General features: G+C 60.7%; 17 protein-coding genes and 1 tRNA gene. 7 read left to right on the forward strand and 11 right to left on the reverse strand.

Going from position 1 to position 16,148, the window contains the following annotated elements:
* Positions 1-105 precede the first annotated feature (105 nt).
* Positions 106-306 (forward strand): hypothetical protein, encoded by a 201-nt coding sequence (locus tag AC1RMX_RS20290; protein ID WP_007956421.1) that lies wholly within the window; start codon positions 106-108, stop codon positions 304-306.
* Here AC1RMX_RS20290 and AC1RMX_RS20295 read toward each other — a convergent pair.
* Positions 303-533 (reverse strand): hypothetical protein, encoded by a 231-nt coding sequence (locus AC1RMX_RS20295; RefSeq protein WP_192560216.1) that lies wholly within the window; start codon positions 531-533, stop codon positions 303-305. The genes AC1RMX_RS20290 and AC1RMX_RS20295 overlap by 4 nt on opposite strands.
* A 228-nt stretch (positions 534-761) precedes the next feature.
* Between AC1RMX_RS20295 and AC1RMX_RS20300 the strand changes: the two genes are divergently transcribed.
* Positions 762-837, forward strand: a tRNA-Asn gene (locus tag AC1RMX_RS20300).
* Positions 838-972: 135 nt separating this feature from the next.
* Here AC1RMX_RS20300 and AC1RMX_RS20305 read toward each other — a convergent pair.
* The gene (locus tag AC1RMX_RS20305; RefSeq protein WP_096821179.1) at positions 973-2,493 is read right to left on the reverse strand and encodes a nucleobase:cation symporter-2 family protein; all 1,521 of its coding nucleotides are present in this window, start codon (positions 2,491-2,493) and stop codon (positions 973-975) included.
* A gap of 254 nt (positions 2,494-2,747) precedes the next feature.
* Here AC1RMX_RS20305 and AC1RMX_RS20310 point away from each other — a divergent pair, with 254 nt between their 5' ends.
* Positions 2,748-3,032, forward strand: a complete 285-nt coding sequence (locus AC1RMX_RS20310; protein ID WP_096821178.1) for a BrnT family toxin — start codon at positions 2,748-2,750, stop codon at positions 3,030-3,032.
* Between the two features lie 3 nt (positions 3,033-3,035).
* Positions 3,036-3,365: a BrnA antitoxin family protein gene (locus AC1RMX_RS20315; RefSeq protein ID WP_096821177.1), complete on the forward strand. Its 330-nt coding sequence runs from the start codon at positions 3,036-3,038 to the stop codon at positions 3,363-3,365.
* Between the two features lie 3 nt (positions 3,366-3,368).
* Here AC1RMX_RS20315 and AC1RMX_RS20320 read toward each other — a convergent pair whose 3' ends face one another.
* Positions 3,369-4,196, reverse strand: coding sequence for an arylamine N-acetyltransferase family protein (locus tag AC1RMX_RS20320; RefSeq protein ID WP_096821176.1), 828 nt, complete (start codon positions 4,194-4,196; stop codon positions 3,369-3,371).
* 198 nt (positions 4,197-4,394) lie between these two features.
* On the opposite strand from AC1RMX_RS20320, the gene AC1RMX_RS20325 reads away from it, so the two are divergent.
* A complete protein-coding gene (locus AC1RMX_RS20325; protein ID WP_493072843.1) occupies positions 4,395-4,982 on the forward strand; it encodes a GNAT family N-acetyltransferase in 588 nt (195 codons plus the stop codon).
* A 6-nt stretch (positions 4,983-4,988) separates the two neighbouring features.
* On the opposite strand, the gene AC1RMX_RS20330 is transcribed toward AC1RMX_RS20325, so the two are convergent.
* The 4 genes from AC1RMX_RS20330 to AC1RMX_RS20345 form a co-directional block, all read right to left on the reverse strand.
* Positions 4,989-6,431 carry a mechanosensitive ion channel family protein gene (locus AC1RMX_RS20330; RefSeq protein WP_192560214.1) on the reverse strand — a complete coding sequence of 481 codons (1,443 nt, stop codon included), beginning with the start codon at positions 6,429-6,431 and terminating at the stop codon, positions 4,989-4,991.
* A gap of 150 nt (positions 6,432-6,581) precedes the next feature.
* A complete protein-coding gene (gene ycaC, locus AC1RMX_RS20335; RefSeq protein ID WP_493072844.1) occupies positions 6,582-7,208 on the reverse strand; it encodes an isochorismate family cysteine hydrolase YcaC in 627 nt (208 codons plus the stop codon).
* Positions 7,209-7,259: 51 nt separating this feature from the next.
* Entirely contained in the window at positions 7,260-7,943 is a 684-nt protein-coding gene (locus AC1RMX_RS20340; protein WP_493072845.1) for an isochorismatase family protein, read from the reverse strand.
* A 93-nt stretch (positions 7,944-8,036) separates the two neighbouring features.
* Positions 8,037-8,903 (reverse strand): pirin family protein, encoded by an 867-nt coding sequence (locus AC1RMX_RS20345; RefSeq protein ID WP_102621969.1) that lies wholly within the window; start codon positions 8,901-8,903, stop codon positions 8,037-8,039.
* Between the two features lie 104 nt (positions 8,904-9,007).
* Between AC1RMX_RS20345 and AC1RMX_RS20350 the strand changes: the two genes are divergently transcribed.
* Positions 9,008-9,916, forward strand: coding sequence for a LysR substrate-binding domain-containing protein (locus AC1RMX_RS20350; RefSeq protein ID WP_102621968.1), 909 nt, complete (start codon positions 9,008-9,010; stop codon positions 9,914-9,916).
* A 116-nt stretch (positions 9,917-10,032) separates the two neighbouring features.
* The gene (gene dkgB / locus AC1RMX_RS20355) at positions 10,033-10,836 is read left to right on the forward strand and encodes a 2,5-didehydrogluconate reductase DkgB (protein WP_493072846.1); all 804 of its coding nucleotides are present in this window, start codon (positions 10,033-10,035) and stop codon (positions 10,834-10,836) included.
* A 4-nt stretch (positions 10,837-10,840) separates the two neighbouring features.
* Here dkgB and AC1RMX_RS20360 read toward each other — a convergent pair whose 3' ends face one another.
* The 4 genes from AC1RMX_RS20360 to AC1RMX_RS20375 all read right to left on the reverse strand — a co-directional run bounded on the left by AC1RMX_RS20360 (position 10,841) and on the right by AC1RMX_RS20375 (position 16,102).
* Complete coding sequence (locus AC1RMX_RS20360) at positions 10,841-14,062, reverse strand: ATP-binding protein (protein ID WP_493072848.1); 3,222 nt, start codon at positions 14,060-14,062, stop codon at positions 10,841-10,843.
* A 10-nt stretch (positions 14,063-14,072) separates the two neighbouring features.
* Positions 14,073-14,699 (reverse strand): response regulator, encoded by a 627-nt coding sequence (locus tag AC1RMX_RS20365; RefSeq protein WP_493072849.1) that lies wholly within the window; start codon positions 14,697-14,699, stop codon positions 14,073-14,075.
* 144 nt (positions 14,700-14,843) lie between these two features.
* Positions 14,844-15,275, reverse strand: coding sequence for a chemotaxis protein CheY (locus tag AC1RMX_RS20370; RefSeq protein WP_493072850.1), 432 nt, complete (start codon positions 15,273-15,275; stop codon positions 14,844-14,846).
* A 110-nt stretch (positions 15,276-15,385) separates the two neighbouring features.
* A complete protein-coding gene (locus AC1RMX_RS20375) occupies positions 15,386-16,102 on the reverse strand; it encodes an MgtC/SapB family protein (RefSeq protein ID WP_085711975.1) in 717 nt (238 codons plus the stop codon).
* Between the last annotated feature and the right edge of the window lie 46 nt (positions 16,103-16,148).

Raw genomic sequence — 16,148 nt, forward strand, 5'->3', positions numbered from 1 at the left:
TAGCACTGAAAACGGGAAGCTTTCGGGCTTCCCGTTTTTTATTTGTCTGAAGAAAAGCCGCTACACCCTCTAGACTGCACACAGACGATATTTCAGAGAGACAACATGAAAAACGATGACCTGCGCGCCGACCGCGACGATCTGGATGACTTCATCCCCCGCGCCCCGGCCAAACGCGGCAACAACCTGGTGCTGCAAGTCGCGGCCGGGGTGTTTCTCGGCGGGCTGGCGCTGTGGCTGGTGCAACTGGGCGCAACGATGCTGTACGCCAAACTGATGCTCGGCACCTTCACGTTCGGCGGTTAAGCCAGTTCCGTTGCGCGCTGAGTCGCCGCATCGTCATAAACGACGTAGAGCGATTCGGCGACCTGGCTCTTGATGGCCTTGGTGCTTTCCAGGCCGAGGACAAAACCTTCGGCCTTGCCGCCTGCGCGGTTCAGTTCTTCAGCCGTGGCGGCCTGGGTGATCGCATCGAAAAGCTTTTCGGCGTGCGGGCCGACGCCTTTGGGCAGGCTGATTTGCACGGTGCTCATGCGAACACCTCGGCAGGACGATGGGTCAGGATGGGGTTATTCATGGCGCGTACCTTTTCGGCGAATGGCCGGCAGCGCGTGTGACCACTTCCGGGCGGCCATGGTAGACCTCTGCTGCGGTTCTGGTAACCGCCAATCGCCGATAAACCGCCGTCCGTCCTGATCTTTCCAACAAATTTACAACTGGCGCTTGACTAGTCTTTTTAAATCAGTAACATACGCACCAATTCCGCAATAGCTCAGTTGGTAGAGCAAGTGACTGTTAATCACTGGGTCCCTGGTTCGAGTCCAGGTTGTGGAGCCAAATACAGAGCCCCTGAATCGAAAGATTCAGGGGCTTTTTTGTGGACGCTGGAAAATACAGTGCAATGAATGCAGTGCAATAAAAAGGGCCGATCAGTTTCGCAACTGATCGGCCCTTCTCATTCAGAAACAGCGGTCAGACGTGTTCACCGCTCTTGGCATGCGCCTTCGGCGCGCCGTGTCCGTGATCCGAATCCGCCTCGATCACCGGCACTTCATTGCCGTCGCAGTCATGCAGTTTGCCGTCGCTGAAGTAATCGCCCTCGCGCAGCGCTGCCAGATCCCGATAACGCAGGGTTCGCTCTTCTGCCGCCGCAAACACCGACTGCTGATCCGAGTTACCCGCCGTGAAGTGGTTGAACGCCAGGTTCAGCAGGATCGCCATGATCGCCGACGAACTGATGCCCGAGTGGAAAATGGTCGCGAACCAGCTCGGGAAGTGATCGTAGAAGTTCGGCGCGGCAATCGGGATCATGCCGAAGCCGATCGAGGTCGCGACGATGATCAAGTTGACGTTGTTGCGGTAATCGACCTTGGACAGTGTGCGGATGCCGCTCGCCGCCACGGTGCCGAACAACACGATGCCGGCACCACCGAGTACCGACGTCGGCACTGCTGCGATCACCCGGCCCATGAACGGCAGCAGGCCGAGGATCACCAGGAAGATGCCGCCGGTCGCCACCACATAACGGCTCTTGATTCCGGTCACCGCCACCAGGCCAACGTTCTGGGCGAAGGCGCTCTGGGTGAACGAACCGAAGATCGGCGCAAACATGCTCGACAGCATGTCCGCGCGCAGACCGTTGCCCAGACGCTTGGAGTCGACCTTGGTGCCGATGATTTCACCGACCGCCAGAATGTCCGCCGAGGTTTCCACCAGGGTCACCATGACCACGATGCACATCGACAGGATCGCAGCGAAGTGGAAGGTCGGCATGCCGAAATGGAACGGTGTCGGGAAGCCGAACATCGGCCCTTGGGTGACGCTGGAGAAGTCCGCCATGCCCAGGAACACCGCCAGCACCGTGCCGATCACCATCGCCAACAGGATCGACAGACGCGAGATGGTCGAGCTGCCGACCTTGCTCAGGAGCAGCACCAGCACCAGCGTGACCGCCGCCAGACCGATGTTCTGCATGCTGCCGAAGTCCGGAGCATGACTGTTGCCGCCCATGGCCCAGCGCGCGGCCACCGGCATCAGCGTCAAGCCGATGGTGGTGATCACGATGCCGGTAACCAGCGGTGGAAAGAACTTGGTGATTCGCGAGAACACCGGCGTGATCAGCAAACCGATCAACGACGCGGCAATCACCGCCCCGAGTACCGACTGAAAGCCGCCCTCCCCGCCACTGCTGACAATCGCCACCATGGTCGCAACACCGGAGAACGACACGCCCTGCACCAGCGGCAACTGACATCCGAAAAACGGTAGACCCAGGGTTTGCAGCAACGTGGCCAGCCCCCCCGCAAACAATGAAGCAGCAATCAACAGACCAATGTCCGCCGGCGATAACCCGGCGGCCTGACCGATGATCAGCGGCACCGCGACGATACCGCCATACATGGTCAGAACATGTTGCAGGCCGTAAGCCATATTCGCGCCGACCCCGAGGTTTTCGTCCTCGGGCCGTTGGTGTGAAACATGGGGCGTTTTCATGGTGGGGGGTTCCCTGGTTTTTGTTATGCGCACACTGTATTCAATACTCGTGACAAATGTCCATAGAGTTGTATACAACTTATCGGTCACATTATGGATAGGTAGCCACCCAACCTTCTATCCCGCCGCTTCCATCCCTCACAAATCCGGCAACACATCGTTAACTGCCCCTGCGCTCTATCCACCTAGGCTGAAGTGTTCATGGCGACCGACGGCGCGGTCGCTCTCTTTTTTATACATATAAAGTATGCATAATGAAGTCATTCCAGATTCAGTTCGACAAAAGCAAGAATGCTGCCAACAAACTCAAGCACAGAGGGATCAGCCTCGCCGAGGCCGAACCGGTCTTCCACGATGAGCGAGCATTGACGATTGAGGATAACGACCATGACGAACAACGCTGGATCACTCTCGGCAACGACGGCAAGGGACGTTTGCTGGTTGTCGTGTACAGCTATCGGGAGCCGAATCTGGTTCGAATCATTTCCGCGCGCAGCGCAACGCCCAGCGAGCGACGCCATTATTTTCCGGAGACTTGATCAATGAAGGATGAATACGATTTCACCCACGGAACACGGGGCGCCGTCGCCTCCAACAAGGGCAAGACCCGCATCACCATCATGCTCGACGACGCGGTCATCGAGGCCGCGCGCGGGGTCGCTGAAAGCGAGGGCTATGGCTATCAGACGGTAATCAACAACACCCTGCGCCATGCACTGCTCGACAGCCGGGGTGCAGCCGATGAACCCGAGCATGCCAGCGGGCAATTCAAGAAAGGCATCACCGCCACCGACCTCAAGAGCCTTGAGAAAAAACTGTCGGCGGCCGTGAACGAAATCCGGCGGGTACTGGAGCCGGATGTAAAACCGTAGGTTTCAGGCCGGCTGGATCAAGCGCGCCAGCGCCAGACGCGCACCAGGCTGGTGCGGCAAGCGCAGGCCGAATTCCCGCTCCAGCAACTCGATGAGCTCATCGACATCCGTCACCTCGCGTCGCTCGCTCTCGGCACCGATGCGATGGATCGCGAAACTGCCGTTGTTCAATGTGCGCCGCCAGCCGTCGCCCGTACGCGCGACCATCAGGCGCTGGGCGAACGGTGAATCCGGATGGGTCGAGACGTACCAGTTGCCGAGGGTGTAATCGATGTCTTCCTGGCGTTGCAGGTCGAACAGGTACATCGGCCGCCATTCGCCAGCGACCCTGGCCCGCAGCATGTAGCCATCGGCTTGCACTTCGATGCGATAGGGTTCGTGGGGGGTGGACTGCTCGGCTTCGGTATCCAGAATCAGCGGCGCGGTCGGCACCATGCCACCGAAGCCGACATCGGTGATGTAGCGCACACCGTCGAGGGTCACCAGACTCAAGCGATGAGTCCGTGCCGTCCAGCTGCCTTCGGGCTGATTCATGACCACTCGCCCGCTGATGCCCCGCGCATCGAACCCCAGTTCCAGCAACAAGGCCAGAAACAGATTGTTGAGTTCGTAGCAGTAACCGCCACGGGCATCGTCCAGGACCTTGCGCTGGATCGATGGCAGATCGATCAGCACGGGCTCGCCGGAGAGGGTCGACAGATTCTCGAAAGGAAAGGCACCGGTATGACGCAACTGCAACAGTCGCAGGGTTTCAAGGGTCGGTGCCGGGGGCGTGTCGAACCCCAGCCGTTGCAGATACTGTTTCAGATTCGCCAGGCGTGGCTCGCTCATTGCTCAGTCCTTTTGCAGGGAGACGCGGATCACTCCGCCGATGGTCGCCATGTATACGGGATCCGGCTATTGGATCGACAATAGATTTCACCAATCGGCTCTGTCGACTGATTTGAATCAGGCTCCATGAGCAGTTGCAACGACGACGCCCGTTGCGGCGTAATGGACGCTCGCCCGAACCGACAAGAGCCGCCCCTCATGCAAACGACGCTGCAAGGCCAGGGCATTCTCCTGCGCCCTCTCCAATACACCGACACCGATGCGTTGCTCCATGCCGCTGCCGACGGCGAGTTGTGGAACCTCACGGTCACCGTGGTGCCCTCGGCAACCACCGTCGACAGCTATCTGAAAAAGGCCCTCGACGGCCGCGAGGCCGGCACGGTCATGCCCTTTGCGATCGTGTTGAAGGAGACCGGGGAGGTGATCGGCTCGACCCGGTTCTGGAAGATCGACCCGCTCAATCGCAAGCTGGAAATCGGCAGCAGCTGGATTTCGGCACGCTTTCAGAAAACTTTCGTCAACACCGAGGCCAAGTACCTGATGCTGCGGCACGCCTTCGAAGTGCTCGATTGCGTGCGCGTGCAGTTCACCACCGACGAAAACAACCAGAAATCACGCAACGCGATCCTGCGCCTGGGTGCACAGCAGGAAGGCATCGTGCGTCACGAGCGGATCATGCCGGACGGCCGCAAGCGCAACTCGGTGCGCTTCAGCATCATCGATGACGAATGGCCGCAGGTGCGCCTGAACCTTGAGCGCAAACTCGCCGGGTACGAGCAACGCTGACGGTCATCAGGCGCGATTGCGCAGCCACTGCAGGAAGCCTTTTTTCGGTGCAACCACCGGCGCTTCCTGGGTCAGGGATTGGGCCTTGAGCAGACGGAAATCGAGCAATGCCTTCATCGCGTCGTTGATGTCGTGGCGGGCGTCCAGGCAAGGCTTGAGATACGACTTTTCGATGCGATACAGCGCACAGAAGGTCTTGGCGGAAAAGTCCGCCGGCAGCGAGGTATCGGAAAGAATTCCTGCCTCGCCGATCACTTCGCCCGGCCCCATGCGCCCGGACTCGAACGGTGTGCCGTGACGCTTCAAGGTCACCGAAACCACACCGGATTCAATGATGAACAGATGATCGCTGACCTCCCCGCCCGCCAGAATGATCTCGCCGGCGCGGAAGGTTTGCAGGGTCATGTTCTGGCTGAAGGTTTCTTTCTCTTCCTGACGCAGGGTGGAGAAAATCGGCGAGCTGTCGAGCAGCGCCCGTGGCCGTGAGAGATGGGCCGGGGCCGCGGGCTCATCGCTCGACAGCAGATTGAACCCGGACGCTTGCAGATGCCGGTAAGCCAGATCGAACAGTTGATTGCGCACTGCGCGCTTCTCGTTCATCGAGGCCACGAATCCGCTGATTTCGTATTCCGCACCGGCACTGCTGGAACTCTTCAGCGCCACGCTCGGCGCCGGGGTGTCCAGCAGCGGGCGACAACCTTGCATCGCCCGCTCCAGGGCGTCGATCACCGAGTTCGGTCGCGCATGGGGGCTGACCTGCACGCTGACGGCAACCCCGAACATATTGCTCGGCCGGCTGAAGTTGATGATCTTGGCCTTGGCTGCCAGCGAGTTGGGAATCACCGCCATGCTGCCTTGGGACGTTTGCAGGCGCGTGGCGCGCCAGTCGATGTCGGTGACCCGCCCTTCCGTGCCGTCGATGGAGATCCAGTCATCGAGTTGATAGGGTTTGGTGGTGTTCAAGACGATGCCGGAGAACACATCGCTCAGGGTGCTTTGCAGCGCCAGACCGACGATGATCGCCAAGGCTCCAGACGTGGCCAGCACACCTTTGACCGGCAGATCCAGCACATAGGCCAGTGCCGCAATAATGGCGATCAGGAAAATCACTGCGCCGAGCAGATCCTGCAACAGCCGTCCGGTATGACCGACCCGTTGCATCATCACCGCGCCGATCAGCACCGTCAGCGTGCGCGCCCCGAACAGCCACCAGCCGATCTGCAACCCGGTCGCCGCCAGGTGCAGCGGCACGTTGTCGGCCCACGGCGCCGGCTCCATCGGATTGAGGCCTTCGTTGAACAGCAGCACGCTGAACAGGCTGAAAATCAGCACCCGCACCAGCAGCTTCCATTCGCTGCCCCGGGAGCTGATCAGGCGCCACAGGCCCAGGTCGAGCAGGATCAGGATCAACGCGCAGAACAACGGATGTTCAGTCAGCAGAGACAGCATCAAACAACTCCGACAGAGGTCAATCGCGAGAAGATCGCACAGATTGGGCTTAGTGTAGGAGCAATTGATTTGGCGGGATGCGTGCTATTTGGCAGGCGCCGAAAAAACCTGTGGGAGACACCTTGTTCCCACAGGTTTTCATGGGGCTGGTTACTTGCCGCTGGTCAGCGTGCTGTAACTGGTCATCAGGTTGCGGTAGTCCGGGATGTGGTTGGAGAACAACGTGCCCAACCCTTCGATATCGTTGCGCCAGTCACGGTGCAACTCGCAGGCCAGACCGAACCAGGTCATCAATTGCGCGCCAGCGCTGGACATGCGGTTCCATGCCGATTCACGGGTCAGTTCATTGAACGTGCCGGAGGCGTCGGTCACCACGAATACCTCAAACCCTTCTTCCAGGGCCGACAGCGCCGGAAATGCCACACACACCTCCGTCACCACGCCGGCAATGATCAGCTGTTTCTTGCCGGTAGCCTTGATCGCCTTGACGAAGTCCTCGTTGTCCCAGGCATTGATCTGGCCGGGACGGGCAATGTATGGAGCCTCGGGGAACAACGCCTTGAGCTCGGGCACCAGCGGGCCGTTGGGGCCGGTTTCGAAACTGGTGGTCAGGATCGTCGGCAGCTTGAAGTACTTGGCCAGATCGGCCAGCGCCAGCACGTTATTCTTGAACCGGTCAGGCTCGATGTCGCGCACCAGCGACAGCAGCCCGGCCTGATGGTCGACCAGCAGAACGGCGGCGTTGTTCTTGTCCAGGCGTTTGTATTGAGTGCTCATTGCAGTAATCCTCGCGTGTTGTCGACCTCGACGGAATGTCGAGGTCTCGGGTCAGCGCTGGGAATCCAGCGTTTCGTGTTCGTTCGCGACTTGCTGGGCCTTGAGGTAACTCTCGATCAGCAGTTGATAATGCGGCATGGCCTGGGCGTAGACGGCTGCCCACTGCTCGGCATCGGGACGGTTCCACGAACCCTGCAGCTCGGAAAGCGTGGCCATGATGTCGATCGGCACCACCCCGGCCTGGGCCAGGCGAGCGATGGTCAGATCAGTGGCCAGTTTCGAGTGATTGCCGGAGGCATCGACCACCGCGAAGACCTTGTAGCCTTCGTGCACTGCGGCGATGGACGGGAATGCCAGGCACACGCTGGTCAGGGTCCCGGCGATCACCAGGGTTTTCTTGCCGGTGGCTTTGACGGCCGCGTGAAACTGCGGGTTGTCCCAGGCATTGATTTCACCTTTGCGCGCCACGTACTGCGCATGGGGCGCGGCTTCGTGAATCTCGGGAATCAACGGCCCGTTCGGCCCCTGCGGCACAGAGGCCGTGGTAATGACCGGCATCTTCAACAGGGTCGCCGCCTTGGCCAGCGCGATGGCATTGGCGCGCAGTTGCGGTACATCCATATCCTTGACGATCTGGAACAGGCCGCTTTGATGATCGATCAACAGCATTGCGCAGTCGTTGGGGTCGATAGTCGGCTTTTGGCCATTGAAGTTGGCCGCATTGACAGTGTTCATGTGCGTTTCCTCTTTCTTTTGGGCAGCAGCCATCCCTGGCCTTCGAACCGGCCTACGCGTCCTGTGTAGAGCGGGGTGTGGAAGCGCGGCGTGTCAGCCGTGCATGCGGCCGAAGCGGCCGGACTGGAAGTCGGCGAATGCCTGGTGGATTTCCTGCTCGGTGTTCATCACGAACGGACCGTGGCCGACGATGGGTTCGTCGATCGGCTCGCCGCTGAGCAGCAACACCACCGCATCCTCGCTGGCCTCAAGCGTCAGTTGCCGGCCGTCACGCTCGAACAGCGCCAACTGGCCCTGGCGCACCGATTCCAGACCGTTGACCTGCACCGAACCGCGCAACAGCACCAATGCAGTGTTGCGGCCCTCGTGCAGATCCAGCGTCAGCAACTTGCCGGCGTTCAGGCGCAGATCCCACACGTCGATAGGCGTGAAGGTGCGGGACGGGCCTTTGTGGCCGTCGAACTCACCGGCGATCAGACGCAGGCTGCCCGCGCCGTCCTTGAGCGGGATGCTCGGGATGTCGCCGTCCAGAATGGTCTGGTAACCGGGCGCCGCCATTTTGTCCTTGGCCGGCAGGTTGACCCACAGTTGCACCATTTCCAGATTGCCGCCGGTTCTGGCGAAGTTGTCCGAGTGAAACTCCTCATGCAGGATCCCGGACGCAGCGGTCATCCATTGCACATCGCCCGGGCCGATGGTGCCGCCGGCGCCGGTGGAGTCGCGGTGCTGCACTTCGCCCTCGTAAACGATAGTCACGGTTTCGAACCCACGGTGCGGATGCTGACCAACGCCACGTCGTTCGGTGGTCGGGGTGAATTGCGCAGGCCCGGCGTGATCCAGCAACAGGAACGGGCTGATGTGCTTGCCCAGGTTGTCGTAGGAAAACAGCGTGCGAACCGGGAAACCATCGCCGACCCAATGGCCGCGAGGGCTGGTGTAGATACCGATGATGTTTTTCATGGTTGCCTCCAATCGGGTGAATGACGCGATGGATTAAGCTTAAATCCATGACCATTGATGGACTAGACTGCAAAAATCAGCTTTAGCGTTCTATATGGAGAACGATGGTGGAAGACCTCAACACCCTCTATTACTTCACTCAAGTGGTGGAGCATCACGGCTTTGCCGCCGCTGGTCGTGCGCTGGACATCCCCAAGTCGAAACTCAGCCGACGCATCTCGCAGCTCGAAGAACGCCTTGGCGTACGCCTGCTGCACCGCACCAGCCGGCATTGTTCACTGACCGAGATCGGCCAGGCCTACTACCAGCGCTGCCTGGCGATGCGGGTCGAGGCCGAGAGTGCCGCCGAGCTGATCGAGCGCAATCGCTCCGAGCCTCAGGGGCTGGTACGCCTGAGCTGCCCGACGGCGCTGCTCAATTCCTGGGTCGGGCCGATGCTCACCCGCTACATGCTCAAGTACCCGCTGGTGGAAGTGTTCATCGAGAGCACCAACCGCCGGGTCGACCTGCTGCACGAAGGTTTCGACATTGCGCTGCGCGTGCGCTTCCCGCCACTGGAAAACACCGACATGGTGATGAAGGTGCTGGGCAACAGCACCCAATCGGTGGTCGGCAGCCCGATGTTTGCCGAACGCCTGTCATCACCGCCCTCGCCGGCCGATCTCAATGGTTTGCCGAGCCTGCACTGGGGCGCGGCGCAACGTGAGTATCAATGGGAGCTGCTCGGGCCGAACGGCGCTTCGGCGCAGGTCCGGCACACGCCAAGGCTGGTCACCGATGACCTGATCGCCCTGCGTCAGGCGGTGATTGCCGGAGTCGGCGTCGCGCATCTGCCGAGCGTGGTCGTGCGCGAAGACATCGCCGCAGGACGCGTGGTGGAGTTGATTCCGGGCTGGGCGCCGAAATGCGGGATCGTGCACGCGATCTTTCCGTCGCGCCGGGGACTGCTGCCGTCGGTGCGCACGTTGATCGATTTTCTGGGTGAGGAATTTGCTCACAGCGACATCGCTTGAGACCTGCGATTGATTCGTGACTTCTGGTCAACAGTACTTTGCCCTGACAGCGGTTTTTCCAGAGGAATCAGACGCGGATACTCCCGCCCATTCCCACTGCAACCCTGGAGTCCTGCATGTCTGTTCCCGCTTTCGGTCTTGGTACGTTTCGCCTGCAAGGTCAGGTGGTCATCGATTCGGTGAGCACCGCCCTTGAACTCGGTTACCGGGTCATCGACACCGCACAAATCTATGAAAACGAAGCCGAGGTCGGCCAGGCCATCGCCGCCAGCGGCATCCCTCGCGACGAACTGTTCATCACCAGCAAGATCTGGATCGCCAACTTCGCCGGCGACCGGCTGATCGAGAGCCTCAAGGAGAGCCTGCAAAAGCTGCAGACCGACTACCTCGACCTGACGCTGATCCACTGGCCGTCGCCGGAAGATCAGGTGCCGGTGGAGGAATTCATGGGCGCCCTGCTGGAGGCCAAGCGCCTGGGCCTGACCCGGCAGATCGGTGTGTCCAACTTCACCATCGGTTTGATGAAACAGGCCATCGCAGCGGTCGGCGCGGAAAACATCGCCACCAACCAGATCGAGCTGCACCCGTACCTGCAGAACCGCCAGGTCGTCGAGTTCGCACAGAGCCAGGGCATCCAGGTCACGTCGTACATGACCCTGGCCTATGGCGAAGTGCTGAAGGATCCGCTGATCGTGCAGATCGCCGAGCGCCTGCAAGCCACCCCGGCGCAGGTCACCCTGGCGTGGGCGATGCAATCGGGTTACGCGGTGATTCCGTCGTCGACCAAACGCGCCAACCTGCAAAGCAATCTTGGCTCCACCGTGCTGACCCTGAGCGATGCTGACATGGCACTGATCGCCACACTGGATCGCGGCCATCGCCTGACCAGCCCCAAAGGCATCGCGCCGCAGTGGGACTGATCGATCAGGCCTGAAGATGCTGCGCGAGGTCGTGCATGGCCTTGCGCAGCGAATCGATGGCGGCCGTCAGTGCCGCCTCGGGCGCGTCGTCGCGACAGGCCTGTTCGAGTATCCGACAGGCCGAGACCACGCGCTCGGCACCGATCATGTGCGCCCCGCCCGTGACGTGATGCGCCAGGTCACGCAAGCCTGCGCGGTCCCCTTTGCGGCCTGACACGTCCAGTCGTTCGAGGTCGGCGCGCAGGCTGCTCAGTACCTCTTCACGCAATTGGCCGATGAGCGGGTTGTCCGCACCCGCCACCTGCAACAGCGCACTCAAGTCGAATTCAGTCGCCCCCTGATCATCCACACTCTCTACCTGCGTTTCGCCGGTCTCTGCGGCCAGCAAGGCCTGGCTCAGTTCGCGCAGCAGAATCGGCTTGAACAGGCAATCGTCCATGCCGGCCGCCAGGCATCGCTGTTGTTCTTCGATCCGCGCATTGGCGGTAACCCCGAGAATCAGGCAACGCGCCCTACCCGTCGCCGCCTCTTCTTCACGAATAGCCCGCGCCAGTTCATGACCGTCGATCCCGGGCATGTTGATATCGGTGATCAGCGCATCGAAAGGTTGCTCGCGCCAAACCGCCAGCCCCTGCTCACCGTCCCCGGTGTCGACGGCGCGATGCCCGAGTTCGCTCAACTGCCGGCACAGCAACAAGCGATTGACCGGATGATCATCCACCACCAGCACCTTCAGCGACTTTACCGCCGTCACCGCTGACGTCGTTGCGGCCTCCTGCACGAGCGGCTCCAGCACAGGCAACTCCAGCCGCAGCATGACCTGCGTGCCACGTCCCGGCTCGCTGCTGATCCACAAGTCGCCGCCCATGAGTCGACACAGATTGCGGCTGATCACCAGCCCCAGACCGGAACCGCTGCGCGCCGACGGCTGATGGCTGCCAACCTGCACAAACGGGCTGAACAATCGTTGCTGATCCTCGGCGCTGATCCCCCGGCCACTGTCTTCGATGATCACACCGGTTTCCAGCTGCCCGTCCTGTTCGGTGAACACTTGCAAGCGCAGGCTGACCTCACCTTCGTCGGTGAACTTGATCGCGTTGCTCAACAGGTTCGACAGCACCTGTTTGAAGCGAACGGGGTCGAGCATCACGTCGACGTCGCTACGCTCATCCAGCTCCACCCGCCAGGACAATGACTTCTGTCGTGCCAGGCCTTCGAACACCCGACACACCGACGCCACCACCTCGCGCAGATTGGCACGCTCAGGGGCCAGCGACAGATGCCCGGACTCGATCCGCGCGATGTCGAGAATATCGCCGATCAATGCCAATAACTGCTGGCCTGCATTGGACGCCACTTCAATTGCCGGGCGATCGGTCACGCCTTCGTCGGCACGCTTGAGTGCCAGCTCGAGCATGCCCAGCAACGCGCTCATGGGCGTGCGGATTTCATGGCTCATGACCGCGAGAAATGTGCTTTTGGCACGGTTGGCGTCATCGGCCGCCTCCTTGGCTTCCTGCAATTGACGCAGCCATTGCTGACGCTGGCGAATCTGCCGGCGTTGAAAACCGATCCAGCCCAATGCCAGCAACAACAACCCCGCCGCAACGGCAAACCCGCGCAGGATTTGCTCCCGATGACGCTGCCAGTAACTGTCCTGCAGCACCACGTTGCGACTCCAGCGCGCGACCAGATCGTCCATTTCCTGCGGAGCGATGCTCAGCAGTGCCTTGTTCAGAATTGATTGCAGCTGCGGAGCCTCAAGCGCCGTGGCCATCGCGATCCGGGCCGGCTGATCACCCAGCGTCGAGACAATACGCAGGCGATCGCGGTACTGATGATCGATCTGATAACGCGCCACCAGCAATGAACTCAATGTCGCATCGGCCTGACCGTCCAGCAGTGCCTGCGTGCCCGCCGCAGGGCTTGGCAATTCGACCAGGCGGATCTGCGGCACATGCTCCAACAGATAAGTGCGCAATGGATTGCCGCGATACAGCGCCAGACGCTTGCCCGCCATCTCGTCCAGGCTGCGAGGCCCGGGCGCCTTTGAATCGGCGATCAGCACAAAGGGGCTGTTGGCGTACGCCCGGGTGAACAGCATTTCAAGTTCGCGCTCGCGGCTCGGGGTCAGCACCGGCAACAGGTCGAGTTCCCCGGTCTTCAATTGCTCGACCTGGCGATCCAGAGACTGCCCGCGCACCACCTCGAACCTCAGGCCGCTGCGCTGACTGATCAGGTTGAGCAGTTGAGCAACCAGCCCACTGAAACGGCCGTCAGCGTTAAAGAACGTCAACGGCGCAAAGTCGTCGATAGCGCCGACCCGCACCACCGGATGTTGATCCAGCCATTGCTGCTCGCTGGCGCTCAGGCTCACTCGCGATTGAGCCGCCATGTCGGCGCGACCGGCGCTCCAGCGCAGTTCAATGGCCAGACGCTGCTCCATGGGAATGGCCAGCAACGCCTTGTCGACCAGACGTTTCAAACGCATGTTGCTGCGAGTCAGGGCGAAGCCGAACGGGTTGGCATCAAGGCCGGAAGGCCCGGCCAGTTGCAGGTCGTTGTGAAAATTGGTGTTGATCAGATAACTGGCGCTGATGAAGTCACCGAGGTACAGAGCATCCCGACCGAACGCCACGGCGCCTAGGGCATCGAGAATCGAGCGGTAACGCTGCAGGGAGGCTTGCGGGTAAGTCTTCTCGATCATCGCGGCTGGCAGGTAGTCGTCCACCATGGCGATGCGCTTGCCCGCCAGATCTTCCGGCAATGGCTCGTCAAGCCGGGTCACCCACATCGGCTGATCCTCGGCGTAGGCGCGAGACAGCATCAGCTCGGGGTCAGCGATTTCGAAGTTGTTCGACGTGCCCAGCAGGTCCACCTCCCCGGCCTTGAGTGCCGTCATGGCGGCTTCGCGATCGGGGTAGCACCAGACCTCGACGCCGATGCTCAGCAACTGGGCGATCGCGTCGGCGTAATCGGCTGTGAGGCCTTCCAGTTCGTATCGTTTGCGAGTCAATTCAAAGGGTGGGTAATCCGGCCAGGAGGCACCGATACGCAGCACCGGATGTGCACTGAGCCACTGTCGATCCTGCTCATCGAGGCGAACCTGTACGCCCTCCAACCGGGTGCGAGAGACAATTTCCAGTCTTTGTGCGGCCTCGCCTGCCTGCACTCCGCTGGCGAGCATCACCAGAAAGAGGAAGACGAAACGTAGCGGCCTCATCATGCGCAGCCGCTCAGAACAGGCCGTTGCGTTTGGCAAACTCTCGCAACACTACCAGTGAGCTTACCCCGAGTTTCAGCATCAAGCGGGTCTTGTAGGTGCTGATGGTTTTATGACTGAGGCTCATCGCTTGCGCAATTCGCTTGTTGGAGTCGCCTTGGGCGAGCTTTATCATGATCTCCATTTCGCGAGTGGACAGGCTTGCTATCGACTCTCGCTCATCACGGCTCGCGTCGGATTGACCTGCATTGTTCACAGGCAATTCGGGGAAGAAGCTATAACCCGAACGGACAGCCTTGATTGCACTCTGCAACTGCTGCATTGCGGCGGATTTGGTGACAAATGCCATCGCACCCGCACGCCGGCAACGCATCAGATAGTGCTCTGGGTCGGCCGAAGTGAAAATCACCACCTTGCAGTCCAGCCCGATGGTCCTGATGCGCTCCAACACTTCCAGGCCGCCGAAGCCCGTGAGCTTCAAGTCGAGCACGATCAGTTTCGGCGCGTGTGCACGGATCATCGGCACCACGTCGACGCCGCTCGACGCGACATGAATCGGTTTATAGCCCAGTGATTCCAGAACCATTCTGACGGCACCGACGACCACCGGGTGATCGTCGACGATCAATGCTGAATCCATGACCACTCCCGGGGCGAATACATCACGATGGCGCCACCGATCTTGCATGAACGGGACTATTGGTAGCTGCGCTACGACTGTTACACGGGACGCGTGGCGAAGCACCTGTCAGACCTGACAGTTGCGCCCTCGACCGATCTGTGATCAGGCGCGCATTGGCGCCAGCGATTTTGTCTGGCCACTGCGCGACGAGCGCTCCAGGGAAGCCTCGACCGACGCCATCAACTGCGTGATTGCATTCATTGACGGTAACGCGGCGTGGCTGGAAGTGATTTTCGCCTGAAAAAGCCCGGAAACAGCCAATGAGTTCGCCGGCTCACCATAGACCAGCGCATGCCGGACTTGCGGATGGTCGAACAGGAAGCCACGCAGATCCGGCATCCCGGCCACCAGTTCGGCATTGATCACCAGGACATCGAACGGCTGGCAGCCGTAATCGACCAGCGTCAGCAGTTCGGCGAGGTTCTGCACCGGTGCGATGCGGTAGTAATCGAGGCCATTGAACATCCGCTCGATTTTCATCCGGTGAAAATGCTGCAAGTCGGCGATCAGGATGCGCAGGGTTTTGTCGGTCAATGTGGGAGTCCCGGTAGTCGCTTCAAGTGGCGGCAAAGACTACCCAAGCATCGGGACGAGCTCTGTAGGACTTTTCCGAAAAACACCGTCACTCATCCGGATTGAACGCTTTACTCCGTAGTGCTCGGGCTCCAGAACGCCTGCACCACCAGGTTCGACGTTGAAATCCGCTTCACCAGGGCGTCCAGCTCATCGCCGTCCACCGACGTGGTTGCGAGCGTGGCTTCGATCTCGATTTCGTCGGCACCGAAGGCGTGCACATCGACGTCACTGGCCGGGTAGTTGCTGCGTTCGAGCTCGGCTTCAAGCAAGGCGAACACAGCCGTCTGCTGCGAGCGCCGGGCGATGACGTAGACGATGTTGGTGACTTCCGCCGAGACCACATCCAGTGGCTGGCGGTTGATGTTGTTGACGATCGGTCGCAGCAACGTATTCGCGGCGAGCACGAACAAGGTGCCGAGCACCGCCTCGGCCAGCAGGTCGGCACCGGCACAGGCGCCCACCGCTGCCGAAGTCCAGAGTGTGGCGGCGGTATTGAGACCGCGCACATTGCCCTCTTCGCGCATGATCACACCGGCGCCGAGAAAACCGATCCCGGACACCACGTAGGCGACCACCCGGACCGCGCCTTCGGCCCCGCCGAGCCGGTTGGCCATGTCGACGAAAATTGCCGCGCCGACCGCCACCAGCACGTTGGTGCGCAAGCCCGCCGTGCGTTGCCGGTACTGGCGTTCGAAGCCGATCAGCCCACCGAGAATGAAGGCCGCGCTGAGGCTGACCAAGGTGTCGAGCAGCGAATCGAGGTTGATGTTGTTGATGGCTTGCATGTTGAACTCCTTGAAACCGCCCCCCTTGCTCCCACAAGGGGGGAAT

Source organism: Pseudomonas sp. GW822-FHT03F04, assembly GCF_058801405.1.